Origin of the sequence: Massilia sp. YIM B02763 (assembly GCF_030412015.1) — a bacterium.
Taxonomy (GTDB): domain Bacteria; phylum Pseudomonadota; class Gammaproteobacteria; order Burkholderiales; family Burkholderiaceae_D; genus Telluria.
This window is the reverse complement of record NZ_JASNRD010000003.1, coordinates 310,611-326,503: the sequence shown is the minus strand read 5'-3', so window position 1 is coordinate 326,503 and position 15,893 is coordinate 310,611. Positions and strand designations below refer to the sequence as shown.

Annotated in this window: 12 protein-coding genes; 4 read left to right on the top strand and 8 right to left on the bottom strand. The window is 66.9% G+C overall.

Features of this window, described 5'->3' with window-relative positions; all coding sequences use genetic code 11:
• Nucleotides 1-247: 247 nt before the first annotated feature.
• Both QPK32_RS07040 and QPK32_RS07035 read right to left on the bottom strand, forming a co-directional pair.
• The gene (locus QPK32_RS07040) at nt 248-2,164 is read right to left on the bottom strand and encodes a chemotaxis protein CheA (RefSeq protein ID WP_290412067.1); all 1,917 of its coding nucleotides are present in this window, start codon (nt 2,162-2,164) and stop codon (nt 248-250) included.
• Nucleotides 2,164-3,036 (bottom strand): protein phosphatase CheZ, encoded by an 873-nt coding sequence (locus tag QPK32_RS07035; RefSeq protein ID WP_290412066.1) that lies wholly within the window; start codon nt 3,034-3,036, stop codon nt 2,164-2,166. Before QPK32_RS07035 ends, QPK32_RS07040 begins: the two co-directional genes overlap by 1 nt.
• 425 nt (nt 3,037-3,461) lie before the next feature.
• On the opposite strand from QPK32_RS07035, the gene QPK32_RS07030 reads away from it, so the two are divergent.
• From QPK32_RS07030 to QPK32_RS07020, 3 genes are all read left to right on the top strand, one after another.
• On the top strand, nt 3,462-3,926 hold the full coding sequence (locus tag QPK32_RS07030; RefSeq protein ID WP_290412065.1) for a universal stress protein: 465 nt from the start codon (nt 3,462-3,464) through the stop codon (nt 3,924-3,926).
• 105 nt (nt 3,927-4,031) lie between these two features.
• Nucleotides 4,032-4,676 carry a response regulator transcription factor gene (locus QPK32_RS07025; RefSeq protein WP_290412064.1) on the top strand — a complete coding sequence of 215 codons (645 nt, stop codon included), beginning with the start codon at nt 4,032-4,034 and terminating at the stop codon, nt 4,674-4,676.
• Between the two features lie 402 nt (nt 4,677-5,078).
• Complete coding sequence (locus QPK32_RS07020) at nt 5,079-5,870, top strand: Crp/Fnr family transcriptional regulator (protein ID WP_036169061.1); 792 nt, start codon at nt 5,079-5,081, stop codon at nt 5,868-5,870.
• Nucleotides 5,871-6,049: 179 nt separating this feature from the next.
• On the opposite strand, the gene QPK32_RS07015 is transcribed toward QPK32_RS07020, so the two are convergent.
• The 6 genes from QPK32_RS07015 to QPK32_RS06990 all read right to left on the bottom strand — a co-directional run bounded on the left by QPK32_RS07015 (nt 6,050) and on the right by QPK32_RS06990 (nt 14,892).
• The gene (locus QPK32_RS07015; protein WP_290412063.1) at nt 6,050-7,189 is read right to left on the bottom strand and encodes a glycine zipper 2TM domain-containing protein; all 1,140 of its coding nucleotides are present in this window, start codon (nt 7,187-7,189) and stop codon (nt 6,050-6,052) included.
• 82 nt (nt 7,190-7,271) lie between these two features.
• On the bottom strand, nt 7,272-7,949 hold the full coding sequence (pdeM, locus tag QPK32_RS07010; RefSeq protein ID WP_290412191.1) for a ligase-associated DNA damage response endonuclease PdeM: 678 nt from the start codon (nt 7,947-7,949) through the stop codon (nt 7,272-7,274).
• Between the two features lie 2 nt (nt 7,950-7,951).
• On the bottom strand, nt 7,952-10,444 hold the full coding sequence (locus QPK32_RS07005; RefSeq protein ID WP_290412062.1) for a ligase-associated DNA damage response DEXH box helicase: 2,493 nt from the start codon (nt 10,442-10,444) through the stop codon (nt 7,952-7,954).
• Nucleotides 10,441-12,084: an ATP-dependent DNA ligase gene (locus tag QPK32_RS07000; RefSeq protein ID WP_290412061.1), complete on the bottom strand. Its 1,644-nt coding sequence runs from the start codon at nt 12,082-12,084 to the stop codon at nt 10,441-10,443. Before QPK32_RS07000 ends, QPK32_RS07005 begins: the two co-directional genes overlap by 4 nt.
• A complete protein-coding gene (locus QPK32_RS06995; RefSeq protein ID WP_290412060.1) occupies nt 12,077-13,147 on the bottom strand; it encodes a ligase-associated DNA damage response exonuclease in 1,071 nt (356 codons plus the stop codon). The genes QPK32_RS07000 and QPK32_RS06995 overlap by 8 nt, the downstream gene beginning before the upstream one ends.
• Nucleotides 13,144-14,892: an ATP-dependent DNA helicase RecQ gene (locus QPK32_RS06990; RefSeq protein ID WP_290412059.1), complete on the bottom strand. Its 1,749-nt coding sequence runs from the start codon at nt 14,890-14,892 to the stop codon at nt 13,144-13,146. Before QPK32_RS06990 ends, QPK32_RS06995 begins: the two co-directional genes overlap by 4 nt.
• A 507-nt stretch (nt 14,893-15,399) precedes the next feature.
• On the opposite strand from QPK32_RS06990, the gene QPK32_RS06985 reads away from it, so the two are divergent.
• On the top strand, nt 15,400-15,861 hold the full coding sequence (locus QPK32_RS06985) for a hypothetical protein (RefSeq protein WP_290412058.1): 462 nt from the start codon (nt 15,400-15,402) through the stop codon (nt 15,859-15,861).
• Nucleotides 15,862-15,893: the final 32 nt, after the last annotated feature.

The following is a 15,893-nucleotide window of genomic DNA, read 5'->3' as shown; positions in this document are numbered from 1 at the left end:
TACCAAATATTATTCGAGCAACAACGCCCGAACGTACAAGAAAAAAGCCCGCGCAGGATATGCGCGGGCTTTTCATGGTTTTGTTGCAGCAACGCTTTGAAGACGTTTTGCTCTGCTTTGGTGCATCAGGGGCCTCGGAAACCGTAGCGAGCGGCGGCAGTTTCGTTCGAGAAGCGCAGCCGTACTTACGGTACGGCGAGCATCGCAGAACGAAAATGCAACGCGCAGTAGGTTTACGAGGCCCCCATCACGCGGCCAGGCGCACCGCGTTGCGGCAGCCGTCCATCAGGAACGACAGGCCCACGACCAGCACCAGCGAACCCTCGGCAGAGCGGGCCGTGCCGGTGATGCCGTCGACGTGCAGCGCCGTCATCGGCTTGATCACGAGGTCGGCGGTACCGTCGACCGCTTCCACCGCGATGATGTAGGGCTGCGGCGCGTTGATGACGATGCCGACGCGCTCGACGCACTCCTCGTAGCCGAGCGACAGCGCCAGCGAGCGCACCGGCAGCGGACGGCCCTGGTCCTTCAGCACCGGGGCGCCGCCGACCTGCATGAAGTTCTCCGGCAGCTCGACCACGCGCTCGACCACCGCCATCGGCAGGGCCAGCTGGGCGCCCGAGGTCGACACCAGCATGGTCGGCACGATCGACAGCTCGATCGGCAGGCGGATCGAGAACTTGGTGCCGGAGCCGAGCCTGGAATCGATGCGGATCGCGCCGCGGTTCTTCTCGACGGCGGTCTTGACCACGTCCATGCCCACGCCGCGGCCCGAGACCGACGAGGCCACTTCCTTGGTCGAGAAGCCCGGCAGGAACACCAGCTGGTAGGCCTCGTCGTCGGAGGTCGCCTGGTGCTCGGAGATCAGGCCTTTTTCCATCGCTTTCTGGCGCAGCTTGGCCGGGTCCATGCCGCGGCCGTCGTCCTGCAGCACGATCATGACGCTGTTGGCTTCCTGCCACGCCTTCAGCATGATGAAGGCCTTGGCCGGCTTGCCGCTGGCGACGCGGTCCTGCGGCGACTCGACGCCGTGGTCCAGCGCATTGCGCAGCATGTGCACGAGCGGGTCGTACAGGCTGTCCACGACGACGCGGTCGACTTCGGTCTCGGCGCCTTCGATGGTCAGCTCGACGTCCTTGCCCAGGTCCTTGGCCAGCTCGCGCACGAGGCGCGGGAACTTCTGGAACAGGCGGCCGACCGGCTGCATGCGGGTCGCCAGCGTGGCGCGCTGCAATTCGGCCGAGTAGCGCGAGGCGCGTTCCAGCGTCTCGGTCAGCGTCGCCATCAGCGTGGCGGCCTGGCCCTCGAACTTGAATTGCGACAGGCGTTCCAGCAGCACGGCGGCCTGGTTGGCGGCCTGCACGGATTCGCCGGCCACTTCCAGCAGCGCATCCAGCTTGACGGCGTCGATACGGATGCTTTCGTCCTTGGCCGCGGCGGCCTGCGCGGGCTTGTTCTCGGCGCGGCGCTCGTTGCCGTCCCAGCCCGGCTTGGCCGGCGCGTGCTCGGCGGCCGGGGCGGCGGCGGGAACGGGTGCGGGCGCGGCGGCCTGCTCGGCCGGCGCGGCAGTCGCAATAGCTGCTGCTGCGGCAGGCGCGGCGGCCGGCGTGTGCGTGCCCGGCGGGACCACGGCCATGTACATGCCTTCCCAGTCGATGCCATCGGCCGATGCGAGCGCGGCGGCCGGCGCGGGGGCGGCGGGGGCGGCGGTGGCGGTGGCGGCAACGGCGGGCGCGGCGGCGGCAACGGGAGCAGGCGCGGCGGCGGCCGGCGCGGCATCCTTGCCCGCGATCGCATCCTTGAGCATGCTTTCCAGTTCGGCCGGCATCGGCGCCAGCTGGTCCGGCGTGGCGCCGTTGTTCAGCTCATTGAGCTGGTCGGCCACGAAGCCGGACGCCTGCAGCGACGCCTCGATTGCCGACGGCGTGACGGGGGCCGCGCCGGTGCGCAGCGCATCGAACAGGTTTTCCGTCAGGTGGCAGGCCGCGACCAGCGCCGGCAGGCCCATGAAGCCCGCGCCGCCCTTGATGGTGTGGAAGGAGCGGAACACGGCATTGAGCGTTTCCTTGTTGTCCGGATCGCGTTCGAGGCGCAGCAAGTGCTCTTCCACGTTGGTGGAAAGATCCAAGGCTTCGACAACGAAATCCTTGAGCATTTCATCCATTAGAACCCCAGATCGGCGAGAAGGTCATCGACACTGTCCTGGTCCAGCGCCACGGTCGGCACCGACGGACCCGACATCAATTGCACGGGCTGTTCCTGCTCCTGTGCGGCCTGTTTCTGCGCCAGCTTTTCCTTGACTTCGGCCGGGGCGCTGTCGCGCAGCAGCTGGGCGAGTTCGTTCTCGACCGTCTTGGTGATGATCACGACCTTCTTGATCAGCTGGCCGGTGATGTCCTGGAAGTCCTGGGCCATCATGATTTCCAGCAGGCGCGCCTTTTCCGCCTCGGTCGCTTCCGACACCAGCTGGGCGAACTGCCTGGAGTCGCCGGCCAGGGACTTGAACTGGTCGATCGAGAGCTTGCCTGCGAACAGGTCAGCCCAGCGGGTTTCCATTTCCTTGGCCTGCTTGGACAGCAGGTCCTGGGCCGGCATGCCGTCGTCCAGCGTGTTCAGCACCTTGTTGGCGGCCTGTTCGGTCAGGGTGGCAACGTATTCCAGGCGGTCCTGGGCGTCCACGATCTGCGACGACGCCTCGGTCAGCGCCTTGTCGTAGCCCAGTTCGCGCAGCGAGTCGTGCATGACGCGCACGATGGCACCCAGGCGCTCGTACATGCCCTGGCCCTGCTTGTCGTCGGCCTCGGCGGCCGGCGCGGCGGCGACTGCCGCCACGGCCGGGGCGGCGGCGACCACGGCCGGGGCCGAGGAGGTCGCTACCTGGTCGAACAAGGCTTCGAGGTCGTCGCTGTCGCCGCTCTCCCCGCCGGCGGCGGGTTCGGGCGCCGGCGCGGCGGCCGGGGCGGGAGCGGGAGCGGAGGCTCGTTGCGCTGCCACTTCCTCGAATAATGCGTCGAAATCGTCAGCGGCGTCGGTCATAGTCCCTACTTCTCCATAATGTAAATGTCGCGATGATCTGTAGGGAACCATGAACGCCGGCGCGGCGTTCATGGCGCGGCGGCTTCCAGGAGGGGCTCCCATGCAAGGTGTTGCTGCCGTCAATACGCTGACGGTACGAGTTTTCGAAGAGTGTAGCAGTGTGGTTGCCGTAGGTAAATCTTCTGGACGGTCCCCAATGCCGATAACGCAGTAAACCTGGTCGTGAAACGATTATTTACAACGTTTTCTGAATATTTTCGCAAAGCAAGTGTTGTATTTTTTTATCGTGGGGGAAATTGCGGCTCCTTATGCTTTCCTGCGGATGAGCGAACACAACGCTGAGAAAGATCAAGGATTTACGTCCCGTGCGGGATGGTCCGGCGGACTACAATGACGTCGTAACGTGTTGTGAGGGAGGACTCACCATGTACCAGAAGATTCTGATTACCACGGACGGCTCCGCCGTATCCCAGCACACCGCCTGCGCAGGCGTGAAGTTCGCGCAGCAGATGGGTGCCGAGGTGCTGGCCCTGTTCGTGGCGCCGGACTACCAATATCCGGTGTACGTCGAAATCATCCCGCCTTCCTACCCCAGTGAGGAAGAATACATAGAGCGGATGCGCCGTACCGGCGAGGAATACATGGGCTCGATCATGCGTGCGGCCGAGCGGGCCGGACTGCGGCATTCCTGCATGACGGCATTTTCCGACGCCGCCGCCCTCAAGATCGTCGACGTCGCGCAGCAACAACACTGCGACCTGATCTTCATGGGTTCGCACGGCCGCAGCGGCTGGGGCCAGCTGCTGCTGGGCAGCGTGACCAACAAGGTCCTGTCGCAGACGACCATCCCCGTGTTGGTACACCGCCTGATCCGAGAGCCGGCCGACTAAACGCAGCGCGCATTACGCATCTTCTACAAAAAAGTGCAACAAAAATGTTGCTTATGTGATAGCTTTTATGCTGCGTTTTCAAGATTCCATGCTGGGGAAACCACTATGATTCGCATAGTCATCGCTGACGATCACACGATCATGCGCGAGGGCCTCAAGCGCATCCTCGACGGTGCGCTCGACATCGAGATCGTCGGCGAAGCCATCAACGGTTTCGAAGTGCTGACGCTCGTCCGCCAGGGCGGCTTCGACCTGCTGCTGCTCGACTTGTCCATGCCGGGACGCAGCGGCGTCGACCTGATCCGCCAGGTGCGCAGCGAGTCGCCCAAGCTGGCCATCCTGATCCTGACGATGCACGAGGAAGAACAATATGCCGTGCGCGCCATCCGCGCCGGCGCCCAGGGCTATCTCACCAAGGAAAGCGCGGGCACCCAGCTGGTCGGCGCCATCCGCAAGGTCGCGTCCGGCCGTCCTTACATCAGCACCGAGGTCGCCGAACAACTGGCGCTGAACATCATGGCGCCGAATGAACAGCTGCTGCACAAGCAGCTCTCGGACCGCGAATTCGAGGTGTTCTCGCTGCTGGTGGGCGGCAAGTCGATCACCGAGATCGCCAACAACCTCCACCTGTCGGTCAAGACGGTCAGCACGCACAAGACCCGCATCATGCAGAAGATGGGCATGACCTCGTTGTCCGAGATGGTCCAGTACGCCGTCGCGCACCGCTTGCTGGCGCCCATGAAGGCTTGAGCCGGCGTAGGCCAAACAGTCTTTGACATTCCCGCCACACTGCGCGTGCCCTGCCCGTCGGCCGGGCGCCGCAGTGGAAATGGAAAGATTCCTACCAGCGCTGCAGGCACGCGCCACTCTGGGACATGCTCACGCATCGACACCCCTGGTAAGAAAAGTCCTACAGTTTGACGCTCCCTCCTACCTACACATTCAGCCGTTGCTGATATGAATGCCGGACTCGTGTTGGCATACTGGTTTCAGCGTTCCGACTTGCTCGCGGTCTATATCCGTGTCCAGACATCTACGCCGGACCGAACAGGCCGCAAGAAACCTTGATTCCTAAACCTGGAGATGAGTATGCAGTCCCAGCTAACTTCAGAACAACGCAACGCCGCGCCATCGACCCTGCACTCGTCGCAAATGGAAGCCGGACGCCAGCGCCAGGGTCGCCTGTGGTCCAACTTGAAAGAGGTCTGCGACCTGCTGCACATCCCGGCCGCCGTCTCGATGAACACCGAGGAGCTGCTGTTCCAGCACGTGCAATTCAAGACGGGGCAGCGCGTCCACACCATCGGCCAGGCCTTCGACACCCTGTACATCGTCAACTCCGGCTTTCTCAAGACCGTGCTGATCGATGAATTCGGCAACGAGCAGGTGCTGAGCTTTCCCATGAAGGGCGACATGCTCGGCGTCGACGGTATCCACACCCGGCATTACGCCTCGGAAGCGGTGGCCCTGTCGGACTGCGACCTGATCCTGGTCCCGTTCAAGAAGCTGACCGCCCTCGGTCGCGTGCACGCGGAACTCGAAAACCTGATGTACGGCGTCATGAGCCGCGAGCTGGTGCGGGAACAGGCGATGATCGGCATGCTCGGCGCCCTGTCGGCCGAAGCCCGCGTGGCCCGCTTCCTGATCTCGCTGGCCGACCGCTTCGCCGCCATGGGGTATTCGAGCAAGCTGTTCAACCTGCGCATGACGCGCCATGAAATCGGCAGCTACCTCGGCCTGACGCTGGAAACCGTCAGCCGCACGCTGTCCGCCTTCAACGAGATCGGCCTGATCACGGTCGACCAGCGCACCATCGGCATCAAGGATCCGGAAGCATTGAAGACGCTGCGCCGCCTGCCGCCGTCGCGCTCGCGTGCCAAGCAGAACGCAAAGCACAAGGCAGACGCCGATTCCGGCGACGGCCAGGTGCTGGCGACGGCCTGAAGGCCGCCGCCGTCGAGTCCGGGCCGGGAGGACCCGCAGACTCGCTTGCTCTTCAAGCTTGCCGCACGGCTTTGAACTTTCCGCAGCCCCCTTTAACAGAGCAAATCCTTGCTCAGCTCAGCACGGGCGCCCTTCGACGCCGTTTATGTCACCGTTTCCGTCTCCCATTTCCGTCCCGATCAATCGCGCGTTACCACCCCATCGCTGACCTTGACGCGGTCGCCCACGCGAAAGCCCGGATCGTTATCGAAGGGAATCGTTTGCGTCGCGCCGTTCTCGTAGCGCACGACGACCTCGAAACGCTGGCCGCTCCTTGCATTGCGCTCGATGCTGCGCCCGGCCAGCGCGCCGCCGACGGCGCCCGCCGCCGTGGCTGCCGTGCGTCCGGTACCGCTGCCGACCTGGTTGCCGATCAGGCCGCCGACCACGGCGCCGCCGACGGTGCCCAGCGCCCCGCTGCTGGCCGTATCCACGACGTTGACCGCCTCCACCGTGCCGCAGTTGGTGCAGTAGCGCGCCACCGGCTGCTGGCGTTCATCGCGCCCGTCGTAGCCGCTGCGCACGGGCGATGTCGACATCGCCAGGTCGCGCGGCCCAGGTCCGCCGGCCAGCAGCGGCCGGCCCAGCATGGCCGTCGTGTAGCGGCCGTTGGCGCGGATGGTGGCCGTCACGGCCGCGTCCGGCATGATGCGGTCGTCGCGGCGGATCGTGTACAGGCCGCTGTACTCGCCCGGACGCACTTCCGGCAAGTAGAAGATGCCGCGCGTGCCGGCAATCTGCACGTCGACCTTGGCGCCGGGCGTGCCGCGCACCGTGAACTTCAGCTCGTTGCCGGGGCCCAGGTTGTCGTTCGCCTCCACGTCGAAGGTGCGCACGTGCGGCACCTGCGCCAATTCGCCGCCGCGGTCCTGGCGCGCGCCGGGGCCGCGCACGATGGATTCGGCCAGCACCTGGGTCGCGGTCAGGTTGTTCACGCGCAGGTTCGCGGTGACGGCGCTGTCCGGGCGGATGCGGTCGTGCACGCCGATCGTGTACGTGCCCTGGTAGGTGCCGGGCCGGGTCTCGTTCATGTGCAGGTTGCGGGTCGCGCCGTCGATGCGCAGCGTCGCGGCGCCGCCGGGGCTGCCATAGAGCTCGAAGTTCAGTTCGGTGCCGGGGTCGAGGCGGCGCACTTCGTCGACATTGAAACCTTCGATGCGCGGGCCGAGCGTGCTGGCGCGCGGATGGTCCTGGGCTTGCACCTGGGCGGGAACGCTCACCGCAAGCAGGGGCAGCGCGGCCACGACGGCCGCGGCGAGGGTCTGGCGGGCTTTTGCCATGGTGTCCTCCGGAAAATCGGATTGTCGATATGGCCAGCTTACGCCGCTGTATTGCAGGGCTCGGTGCGCTCGCTAACCTACGCTAACGACCCGGATGCGTCGGATGCACCGGATGGACGGCATCGCCCGACGTGACGTAGATCCGTTCGTCCCGTTCCGGCCGCACCGCATGCCCGCCCGTGAACGCGCCGAACGAGGGCAGGATCATGCGCCGCGGCCCGACGACGAAGCACGGCAGGCGCAGCGCGTCGAAGCGCGTGGCCAGGACATAGGCCGGATGCACGTGGCCCCCGAGCACGTAGCCGGACGCGCCCTCCTCCAGCTCGGGATGGTGGCAGAACGAGAACGGTCCCAGCGTGTACGGTTCGTCGACGAGGTCGATGGCCAGGCTCGCCGCCGGGTCGCCCGCGTGCTTGTCGTGGTTGCCGCGCACGAGCGTCAGCACGAGCTCGCGCCGGCGCAGGCGCCAGGCCAGCATCGCCGCCTGCGTGGCGGCCGCGTGCGAGGCGCGCGCGTGCAGGAAGTCGCCCAGGAAGAGGACATGCGTGGCGCCCGTCGCATCGACGAGCGCGTCGAGCGCATCGAGGTTCTCATTGGTCGTGCCGTGCGGGACGGGAATGCCGAAGGAGCGGAAGGCGGCCGCCTTGCCGAAGTGGATGTCGGCGATGGCCAGCAGCGCCAGGCGCGGCCAGTACACGGCCTTCTGCGGCAGCAGCCAGAGGCGCTCGCCGGCCACGTCGAGGGGGAAGGCGCCGGCCATCGTCATGCCGCGGCCGCCTTTTCCAGTTCGCGCAGCATGCGCGCCACGCGGTCGTTCAGCTTCTCGGTACTGACCTTTTCGCGGAAGCGCGCGACCATCAGCGGGAAGCCGAATGGCGTCGCGCGCTTCACCTCGCGAAACGCGATGCGGCGCCCGTGCAGCTCGACCAGCGTATCGCGCAGGCGCGTCAGTTCCAGTTCCTGTTCCAGCACCTCGCGCTCGGCCTGCGTCAGCAGCAGGTTGCCGCTGTCGTGCTTGCGGAAGACCTCGAAGAACAGCGAGGACGAGGCCTGCACCTGGCGCATCGATTTATGCTGGCCGGGGTAGCCCTGGAACACGAGGCCGGCGATGCGGGCCACTTCGCGGAAACGCTGCTGCGACAGCTGGGTCGCGTTCAGGCTGTCGAGCACGTCCTCGAGCAGGTTCCCCGTGTCGAACAGGGCCACGTCCGCGCCCGTCGCCGCGGCGAACGCGGCTTCCCAGTCGACGGGTTCCGGCGCCAGCAGTTCGAAGCCGTAGTCGTTGACGGCGACCGAGAAGGTGCTGGGCATCACCCGTCCCACGCGGTAGGCCAGCAGCGAGGCCAGTCCCGTGTGCACGGAACGTCCCGCGAACGGATACGCGAACAGGTGCCAGCCTTCGCGGCTCTTCATGCTCTCGACCACCAGCACGTCGCTGCTGGGCAGCGCCGACCAGCGTTCCTGGATCTCGAACAGCGGCACCAGCGCGCGCATCTCGGGCCCGTCGTAGATGCCCTGGCTGGCCAGCTTCAATTCCTCGCGCGCGGCATGCGCCAGCTCTGCGCTCAGGGGCACCTTGGCGCCGCTCCAGCGGCTGACGGCGCCCCGGCTCGATTCCGAGCGCTTCACGAACGCCGTCATCTCGTGCACGCGCACCAGTTCCAGGATGCGGCCCGAAAAGAGAAAACGGTCGCCCGGCTTCATCCTGCCGATGAAGGATTCCTCGACGGTGCCGATGCGTCCGCCGCTCACGTACTGCACCTTCATCTGCGCGTCGGACACGATGGTGCCGATGCTCATGCGGTGGCGGCGCCCGATCGTCGCATCGGGCACGCGGTGCACGCCCGCCTCGTCCGGCAGCACGCGCCGGTACTCGGGATAGGTCGTCAGGCTCTGGCCGCCGCGCGCGACGAAGTCCAGCGCCCACTGCCACTCCTCGCGCGTGAGCTCGCGGTAGGACCAGCTGCTGCGCACTTCCTCGTACAGTTCCTCGTCGCGGAAACCGCCGCCCAGCGCGATCGTCACCAGGTGCTGCACCAGCACGTCGAAGGGCTTGTTCGGCGGCCGGCGCGCCTCGATGCGGTGGGTCGCGACGGCGCGCTTGACGGCCGCCGCTTCCAGCAGTTCCAGGCTGTGGGTCGGCACCAGCGTCACGCGCGACACGCGGCCCGGCGCGTGGCCGCTGCGTCCCGCGCGCTGCAGGATGCGCGCGATGCCCTTGGCGCTGCCGATCTGCAGCACGCGCTCGACGGGCAGGAAGTCGACACCCAGGTCCAGGCTCGCCGTGCACACGACGGCCTTCAGTTCGCCCCGCTTGAGGCCGTTCTCGACCCATTCGCGCACCTCGCGGTCGAGCGAGCCGTGGTGCAGCGCCACCACGCCGGCCCAGTCCGGGCGCGCCTCGATCAGGTTCTGGTACCACAGCTCCGCCTGCGGACGGGTGTTGGTGAAGACGAGCGTCGAACCGTGCTGGTCGATCTCGTCGACCACGGGCTGCATCATGGCCAGCCCCAGGTGGCCGGCCCAGGGAAAGCGCGAGGGGTTCTGCGGCACCAGCGTGTCGATGACGATCTGCTTTTTGAGGTCGCCCTCGACCAGCACGCCCCGGTCGGCTGCGCTGGCGCCCAGCAGCACGCCGCGCGCTTCGTCGAGGTTGCCCATCGTCGCCGACAGGCCCCACACGACGAGGCCGGGATTCCAGCGCCGCAGCCGCGCCAGCGCCAGCTGCACCTGCACGCCGCGCTTGCTGCCGAGGAGTTCGTGCCATTCGTCGATGATGACCATGTCCAGGTGCTTGAACTGGTCGCGCGCACCCGCGTGCGACAGCAGCAGCGACAGGCTTTCCGGCGTCGTGACGAGGGCGCCGGGCAGCGATTTCGACTGGCGCGCGCGCTCGGCCGACCCCGTGTCGCCCGTGCGCGCGCCGATGCTCCAGCTGCCGAAGATGTCCGGATACGCCGCGCCCAGCTCCGCGGCCGACGTCTCCAGCGAACGCTGGGTATCGGCCGCCAGCGCGCGCATGGGCGTGAGCCACAGCACGCGCAGGCCGCTGGACTGGCGCCGCGTCCGGTTCGCTCCGCGCAGCAGCGCCGCGAACCACACGGCATAGGTCTTGCCCGCGCCCGTGTTCGCATGCAGCAACCCGGACTCGCCGGCCAGCGCGGCCTTCCATACGGCGCGCTGGAACGGGAACACCTTCCAGCCGCGCCCCGCGAACCAGGCGTCGACGGCGCTTTCCGCCTGCGACTTCGTCATTGAGCTACCTCGCCAGCCCCCGCTTCCAGCAAGCCCTTGAGCGTGTCGAGCGTATCCGCTTCCTCGACCGGCTTGTCGTCGCGCCGCCGCAGGATGCGCGGGAAGCGCACGGCGATGCCGGCCTTGTGGCGCGTGGACAGCGCGATGCCTTCGAAGCCGATCTCGAACACCATCGTCGGCTTCACCGAGCGCACGGGCCCGAATTTCTCCACCGTCGTCTTGCGGATCGCATTGTCGACCTGGCGGATCTCGGCGTCGGTCAGCCCCGAATACGCTTTCGCGAACGGGACCAGCTTGCGCTCCTCGCCCTCGCCGTCCCACACGGCGAACGTATAGTCCGTGTACAGCGAGGCGCGCCGTCCGCTGCCGGCCTGGGCGTAGATCAGCACGGCGTCGACGGCATACGGGTCGATCTTCCACTTCCACCAGGTGCCGACGTCCTTGGTGCGGCCCACGCCGTACTGGGCATCGCGCGCCTTGAGCATCATCCCTTCCACGCCGCGGGCTCTCGATTCCGCACGTAGTTTTCCCAAATCTTCCCAGCTGTCGGCCGTCACCAGCGGCGAGATCCGCAATGGCGGCTGGGCCGCGCCCGTGACCAGCGTCTCCAGCAGCGCGCGCCGCTCGTGCTGCGGCAGCGCGCGCAGGTCGACGCCGTCCAGTTCCAGCAAGTCGTAGGCCAGCAGCACGGCGGGCAGCTCGGCCAGCAGCTTGGCGGACAAGGTCTTGCGCCCGATGCGCTTCTGCAGGTCGGCGAACGGCGCCGGCGCATCCCCACCGGTCCAGACCAGCACTTCGCCGTCGACCACGGTCCCTTCCGGCAGCGACAGCGCCGCCAGCTCCGGAAAGCGTTCCGTGATCAGGTCTTCGCCGCGCGACCACAGGAAGTTCTGTCCGCCGCGCCGCACCAGCTGGGCGCGGATGCCGTCGTACTTCCACTCGACCTGCCAGTTCCCCATGTCGCCCAGCGTGGCCGGGTCGGCATTGAGCTGGTGCGCCAGGAAGAAGGGATAGGGCTGGCCGCCGCGCTGCTTGTGCTCGTCGTCGGACTGGGCGGCGATCAGTTGCAGGAAGCCGGCCGCCGTCGGCTTGACGCGGCCGTCGGTCCAGCCCATCAGGCGCTGGGCGATCAGCTTGGCGTCGACGGCGGCGATCGCGGCCAGCGCGCGCGTCACCAGCAGCTTCGACACGCCGACGCGGAACCCGCCGCCGATCAGCTTGACGAACAGGAAGCGCTCGCGCCAGGTCAGCTCGTCCCAATAGTCGAACAGCGCCGCCCGGATCGTGCCCGGATCGGCGCCGCGCAGGGGGCCGATGCGCTCTTCCATCCAGACGGCCAGGCCGACGTCGCTGTGGCGCTTGGGCGCGGGCAGGATGTGGGCGATGGTCTCGGCCGTGTCGCCGACGGCGGCATAGGATTCGTCGAACAGCCACTCGTCCAGGCCCGCATACTCGATCGCGTACTGGCGCAGCAGCTTGCTGGGGACGGCCTGGCGCGGCTTGCCGCCGGCGAGGAAGTACACGGCCCAGGCGGCGTTCTCGGGAGCGGCATGGCTGAAGTAGTTCTGCAGGGCCTCGAGCTTGCGGTTGGTGGCGGTGGTCTCGTCGAGTTCGGCGTACAGGCGGGCGAATTCACGCATCGGACGTCCCTTCCCGAGGTTGCTCCTTCCCGGGCTGCGGTTCCGACGGCGGCTCGGCATTCCCGGCGACGGCTTCGTCGTCCTCGTCGCCGTACTCCGTGTCGAAGGCCTTCGCGTCGAGGCCGATCTGGCACAGCCAGCGCACCATCACGGGAATCGAGCCGTGCGTGACGACGACCTGCTGGGCGCCGGTGGCGGCGATCGCCTCCAGCAGCCCGGGCCAGTCCGCATGGTCGGACAGCACGAAGCCGCGGTCGACGCCGCGCCGCCGCCGTGCGCCGCGCAGCAGCATCCAGCCGCTGGCGAAGGCGTCGCTGTAGTCGCCGAAGCGGCGCGTCCACGTCGAGCCGGAGGCCGACGGCGGCGCCAGCACCAGCGCCCTTTTCAGATCGGCCTTGTCCGTCTCGCTGACCAGCTGCGTGTGCGGCAGCACGACGCCGCCTTCGCGGTACACGCGGTTCAAGGGCTCGACGGCGCCGTGGCAGACGATGGGACCGATGGACGGGTCCAGGCCCGACAGCAGGCGCTGCGCCTTGCCGAAGGCGTAGGCATACAGCACGCTGGTGCGGCCCTCCTCCGCATTGCGGCGCCACCAGCGGTTGATGTCGTCGAACACGTCCTGCTGCGGATCCCAGCGGTAGATCGGCAGCCCGAAGGTCGACTCGGTGATGAAGCTGTGGCAGCGCACGGGTTCGAACGGCGCGCAGGTGGCATCCGGCTCGACCTTGTAGTCGCCCGACGCGGCCCAGATTTCTCCCTCGTGTTCCATGCGCACCTGGGCGGAGCCGAGCACGTGGCCGGCTGGATGCAGCGAGATCGCCACGCCGTTGTGCACGATGCGCTCGCCGTACGCGAGGCCATCGACGTTGATGTCCTGCCCCAGGCGCGACTTCAGGATGTTCACGCTCGGTTGCGAGGCCAGGTAGTGCCGGTGGCCCCAGCGCGCATGGTCGCCGTGCGCATGGGTGATGACGGCGCGGTCCACCGGCTTCCACGGGTCGATGTAGAAATCGCCGGGGACGCAATACAGTCCTTCCTTGCGGACGACGACCATGTCGCTCATGGGGCTCCTTCCACGACGGCCTTGCGCTTCCTGGCCGGCTTCACGAAACTCGCGAGGAAGGAACGCTGCTCCCCGTCGGGGAAGGCGATCGTCACCTGCTCGCCGGCGCAGCACACCACGGTGCCCGCACCGTACTTGGCCACTTTCACGGATGCGCCGGCCTCGAACGCCGGCGCGGGCGCATCGTGCTCCGGGTCGGGCTCGCGGTCGAACTCGTCGTCGCGAATGACGATGTCCTCCGTCAGCACGGCCGCCGGCGGGTTCTGGCAGTTGTCGCAGCGGCAGCACTTCTCGAATCCGTCGACTTCGTCGCCGAAGTAGTCGAGCAGCAGCTTCCAGCGGCAGAAGCCGCTCACGGCGTACGACACCATCTGCTCCAGCGCTTCCTTGTCGCGCTCCTGCTTCCGGCGGTAGATCTCGGCCATGGCCGAGAACAGCTTCTCCTCGGGCGCGTGGCTGGTCGGGAGCCAGCACAGCTTGCGGTTCTGGCGCAGCAGGCGCGCATCCTTGAGCAGCTTCAGGCACACCTTCAGGTGCGGTCCGGCCAGGTCCCCGGCCGCTTCCTCGACGCGGGCCGGGGTCGCATCGCCTTCCTCGGCGACGCCGCGCACGGCTTCGTAGACGGCGCGGATTTCCTCGGCCGCGGGATAGTGCTTGACGAGGAAGAACTGCTGCACGCGCTTGTCGTCCTGCAGGAACAGCAGCGTGCAGTCGGCATCCTGGCCGTCCCGGCCGGCGCGGCCGGATTCCTGGTAATACGCTTCCAGGTTGGCCGGGATCTGCAGGTGGATCACGAAGCGCGTGTCCGGCTTGTCGATGCCCATGCCGAAGGCGTTCGTCGCCACCATCACGCGCCGTTCGTCGTGCATGAACAGTTCCTGGTTGGCCTTGCGCTCGGCGGACGGCAGCTTGCCGTGGTACAGCGCAGCCGATTCCCCGGCCTCTTCCAGCAGCTGGTAGAACTCCTCGGCCGCCTTGACGGTGGCAGCGTACACGATGCCCACCCCGGCCGTCTCGCGCACGAGGCGCAGCGCCTGCTGCAGCTTTTCCTCGTGGTTCGTCACCTGCACCACGCCGTAGCGCAGGTTCGGGCGGTACACGCCCGTGTTGATGACGTTCATGCGCGCACGATTGAGTTGGCGCCCGATGTCCTCGACCACGTCCTCCGTCGCCGTGGCCGTCAGCGCCAGCACGGGCGGGCGGCCGATCGCCTCGATGGCGCCGGCCATCTCCAGATAGGCCGGGCGGAAATCGTGGCCCCACTGCGAGATGCAGTGGGCTTCGTCGACGGCCACCAGCGCCACCTTCACGCCCTTGAGCGTGGCGACGAATTCGGGCTGGGACAGGCGCTCCGGCGTGCAGAACACGATCTCGCAGCGCTCCTCGGCGATGGCGGCCAGGCTGGCGCGCTCTTCCTCGGCGTTCAAGCTGCTGTTGACCTGCACGGCGCGCACGCCCATCTCCTCGAGCTTGCCGAGCTGGTCCTGCATCAGCGAGATCAAGGGAGAGACGACGATGGTCATGCCGCCGAGGACACGGGCGGGAATCTGGTAGCACAGCGATTTACCGCTGCCGGTGGGCATGATGGCCAGCGTGTCCTTGCCGTCGAGGACGCTGTCGATCACGCGTTGCTGGCCGTCGCGCAGGTGTTCGATGCCGAACACGGTATGCAACAGGCGGCGGATAGTGTTGCGGCGCACCGCAAGCACGCCTTTGTGGAGGAGTTTGGGGTCGTGGGTCGTCATGATGGCTCCCACTGTAAGCCTGAGTACCAGAGCACGCTATAGGACGCAACCTACGGTCGCCGTAGGAAGCCAACCATGAGCTACGACTGCTGATCAGACAGCTGAACGAGGTCTACTCCTACAACGTGACGGAATTCCAGCCGATAGTTTCCCGACAGCATAGAAACTATGATGATTCCAACATCAACGCAAACGGCGAACCCTCGGAGGCCATCATGACCCGCATCTTTCCCACAGCCTGGACGGCCCTGCACGTCGGCGTGACCAGCGCAGCCACCTGGCTGCTGTGCAATACGGATGCACTGGGCGGTGTGCCTTCACTGTTCTTCCATTGACGGAAACCCCAGTTTACACCCTGCGGCGCATCGCCGCTCGGTAGCGCACCCAACCGTGCGCACCTGCCCTCCCGTCAGTGGCCGATTACTTTTTCGACCCATTAATTTGTTACAAGTTCAATGTTGAATAATAGTCAATGGGAGCACATACACTCGGCAGGAGGACTCCATCATGAAGTACGCCCTGCTCAACGATGAAGACGTCGAATCGCGCCGCCACAGCGCCGCACTGCTCAAGTCGCTCGGCTACACGGTCGCCGAGACCGACAGCCCGGCGGCCGCACTGAACGCCACGCGCGCGCTGCGTTTCGACCTCATTCTCACGACCCACACGCATGGCGACGGCGATCGTCGCAGCCTGCCCGGCGAATTGAACCGCCTGGCGCCCTGGGCGCCGACGATCCTGCTGGTGCCGCCGGACGGCCCGTTGCCGCCGCAGTACCGGCAGTTCAGCGGCACCGTCAACATGCCCGTCACGGTGCGCGCGCTGCGCCATGCCATCGAATTCGGCCTGGATGGCACCGGCGCCCATCCCGTGCTGCTGCGCACTGGACGCGAGCGCCGCTGCGGCAGCCAGCGCCGCAACGACGCGCGCGGTCCGCGCCCTGTCCCGAACGGCGAACGCCGGACATAAAAAAAAGCAGCATCTCTTGCGGAGATGCTGCT